Here is a 2,217-nt window from a genome sequence, read left to right on the forward strand (position 1 = left end):
TGTGTTGTGTCATGAGGTTGTAGTCACGCCTCTGGCTCGTCACGGGGCAGCCGGGCGTTCTCCTCTGGGCTGACGAACCTCATGTTGTCGGGGTCGTCCTTGCTGCCGCCCTGGTGCAGCGGGGTGATGTGGCGGGTCTCGAGTGGGCCTCGGCGGATGACGCGCAGCACGCCGGGGTTGGAGAGCCCGACGGCGGCGGCGATCTCGCGCAAGGTCGCGCCCTGCTTGGCGGCCTCGCGGATCAGGTCGTCGCGGCGGTCCTTCCACTCGTCGGCCTTGCGGCCGGCGGCAGTGAGGCGGCGCGCCATCTCGCCGTCCATGACCACGCTGCTGAGGTTAGCGGGGGTGGTCATGGGATCCTCCCCCCAGCGCAGGGATAGCACGACGGTGCTGCCAGCAACGCTGGTCCTTCGCTCGGACGCGGCGGTTGCAGTGCCCCATCCAGCCGAGGGTTGCGCGGCTGTGCTTCCGGGTCGCCGCCACCCCTCCGTAGGGGCATGGGGCGCCGCAGGTTGGTATCGCGAGCCGGTCCGCTGCAGTCACGGCCGGGTCATCCGAACGCAACGCCGACACGCGGTGCCCCCGCCGTCCACGAACCCATGCCAGCCCGTCTGCCAGGTCTCCCAGGAGCCGCTGCGGGTGTCGATCCCGCAGACAGTGCGGGAGTTGCTCGGGTGCATCGCGTGACGCGGCGCTAACGGCTGCTGGTTCCAGACCGCGACGAGGCTGTGGTTGCGCGGGTCGTAGACGTTGTCCAGTACGTCGCTCACCACGTCGGGTTCTCCCACTTCGCCTTCGGAGCGCCGCCGCGAGTCTCGTCCTCGTGCTCGGCGTCGCCCGCCTGGACGTGCCCCGGCGCCTTCGTGCAGACGCACAGGACGTTCGCGCCGTCGTAGGTGCTGACGTAGTGCAGCCGGGCGCCGCAGATGCCGACAGGCACGTCGGCGGTCGCCTTCTGGATGTCGGCGACGGCGTGCTCGCGGGCCTGCTCATCGGTCAGGCCGTGCTCGTTGCGGTACGTGAGGAACAGGTCGATGGCCTGGAGCGCCTCGTGCTTGGTGTTTGTCATGCTCACTATGTTAGCGTCGTACTGCTAACAATGCAAGCACAAACAGAGGCCGCGTCCTGCCCCAGCATCCGAACGCACCGCTCAGCCCGGAGGGGCGCAAGCGCCTGTGTCTCCGCGTCGCGAGCGGTCGCCCGATCAGCCACGTAGCGGCTGAGGCGGGGATCTCTCGGGCGGTGCTGGCCAAGTGGTACGGCCGCTGGCAGACCGAGGGAGACGCCGGACTGATGGACCACACCTCGCGGCCGGAGCACAGCCCGGCGGCCATCGGGGACGACATCGTGGACGCGATCATGGAACTGCGGAAGCGCGAGAAGTGGGGCGCTGCGCGCATCGCCGCACACCTCAAGGAGAAGGGCATCGAGGTGTCGGCCAGCACCGTGCACCGCACGCTCAAGCGCAACGACATGAGCCGCGTCCGGGACATGGACCCACCGACCGGCGAGCCCATGCGGGTCATCCGCTACGAGCACGAGCGCCCCGGCGACATGGTCCACGTCGACATCAAGAAGGTCGGCCGCATCCCGAAGGGCGGTGGCTGGGCCGTCCACGGCCAGGGCACCGACGAGGCCCGCGCCAGCAAGCGCGCAGCAGCCCGCACCGGCAAGGTCGGCTACGCCTACCTGCACTCCGCCGTCGATGACTACAGCCGCCTGGCCTACACCGAGGTGCTCGACGACGAGAAGGGACCGACCGCCGCCGCGTTCTGGCTGCGCGCCGCGTCCTACTTCGCCGAGCACGGCATCACGCACATCGTGCGCTGCCTGACCGACAACGGGGCCTGCTACCGCTCCCAGGCGTTCGCCGAGGCACTGGCCTCCACCGGCACCCGGCACAAGCGCACGCGGCCCTACACGCCCCGCACGAACGGGAAGGTCGAGCGGTACAACCAGACGATGCTCGCCGAGTGGCTGCGGCGCCGCCCGTACGACTCGGAGGAGGACCGCACGCAGGCGCTCGCCGAGTTCCTGAACTACTACAACTTCGAGCGGAAGCACTCCGCCCTCGGGTGGCTTCCGCCGATCACCCGCGTGCCGCTCGTCGGCCCGAAGGTCGAGGCTCAGACGCCAGACCTGCCGGAGGTCACCACGGATCAGATGTCGATCTTCGACGACCTCGGCGGCGTGTGAGCAACGTCATGAACTACTACA

The 2,217-nt window shown here is 69.3% G+C and carries 3 protein-coding genes and 1 pseudogene; 1 reads left to right on the forward strand and 3 read right to left on the reverse strand.

What is annotated here, in order from left to right; translation table 11 throughout:
* Nucleotides 1-23: 23 nt before the first annotated feature.
* The 3 genes from BD833_RS22565 to BD833_RS22575 all read right to left on the reverse strand — a co-directional run bounded on the left by BD833_RS22565 (nt 24) and on the right by BD833_RS22575 (nt 1,069).
* Nucleotides 24-353, reverse strand: a complete 330-nt coding sequence (locus BD833_RS22565) for an HNH endonuclease (protein ID WP_166535408.1) — start codon at nt 351-353, stop codon at nt 24-26.
* A gap of 186 nt (nt 354-539) precedes the next feature.
* On the reverse strand, nt 540-770 hold the full coding sequence (locus BD833_RS22570) for a hypothetical protein (protein ID WP_166535409.1): 231 nt from the start codon (nt 768-770) through the stop codon (nt 540-542).
* Nucleotides 767-1,069: a hypothetical protein gene (locus tag BD833_RS22575; protein ID WP_166535410.1), complete on the reverse strand. Its 303-nt coding sequence runs from the start codon at nt 1,067-1,069 to the stop codon at nt 767-769. The genes BD833_RS22570 and BD833_RS22575 overlap by 4 nt, the downstream gene beginning before the upstream one ends.
* A 56-nt stretch (nt 1,070-1,125) precedes the next feature.
* On the opposite strand from BD833_RS22575, the pseudogene BD833_RS22580 reads away from it, so the two are divergent.
* A pseudogene (locus BD833_RS22580) lies at nt 1,126-2,100 on the forward strand (IS481 family transposase); the annotation flags it as partial.
* Nucleotides 2,101-2,217 lie beyond the last annotated feature (117 nt).

The sequence above is a fragment of the Blastococcus xanthinilyticus genome (assembly GCF_008124835.1).
Taxonomy (GTDB): Bacteria; Actinomycetota; Actinomycetes; order Mycobacteriales; family Geodermatophilaceae; genus Blastococcus; species Blastococcus xanthinilyticus.

Excerpts from the sequence above, each read along its gene's own strand:
- BD833_RS22565 (WP_166535408.1), bottom strand. The coding sequence starts at position 353 with ATGACCACCCCCGCTAACCTCAGCAGCGTGGTCATGGACGGCGAGATG.
- BD833_RS22575 (WP_166535410.1), bottom strand. The coding sequence starts at position 1,069 with ATGACAAACACCAAGCACGAGGCGCTCCAGGCCATCGACCTGTTCCTC.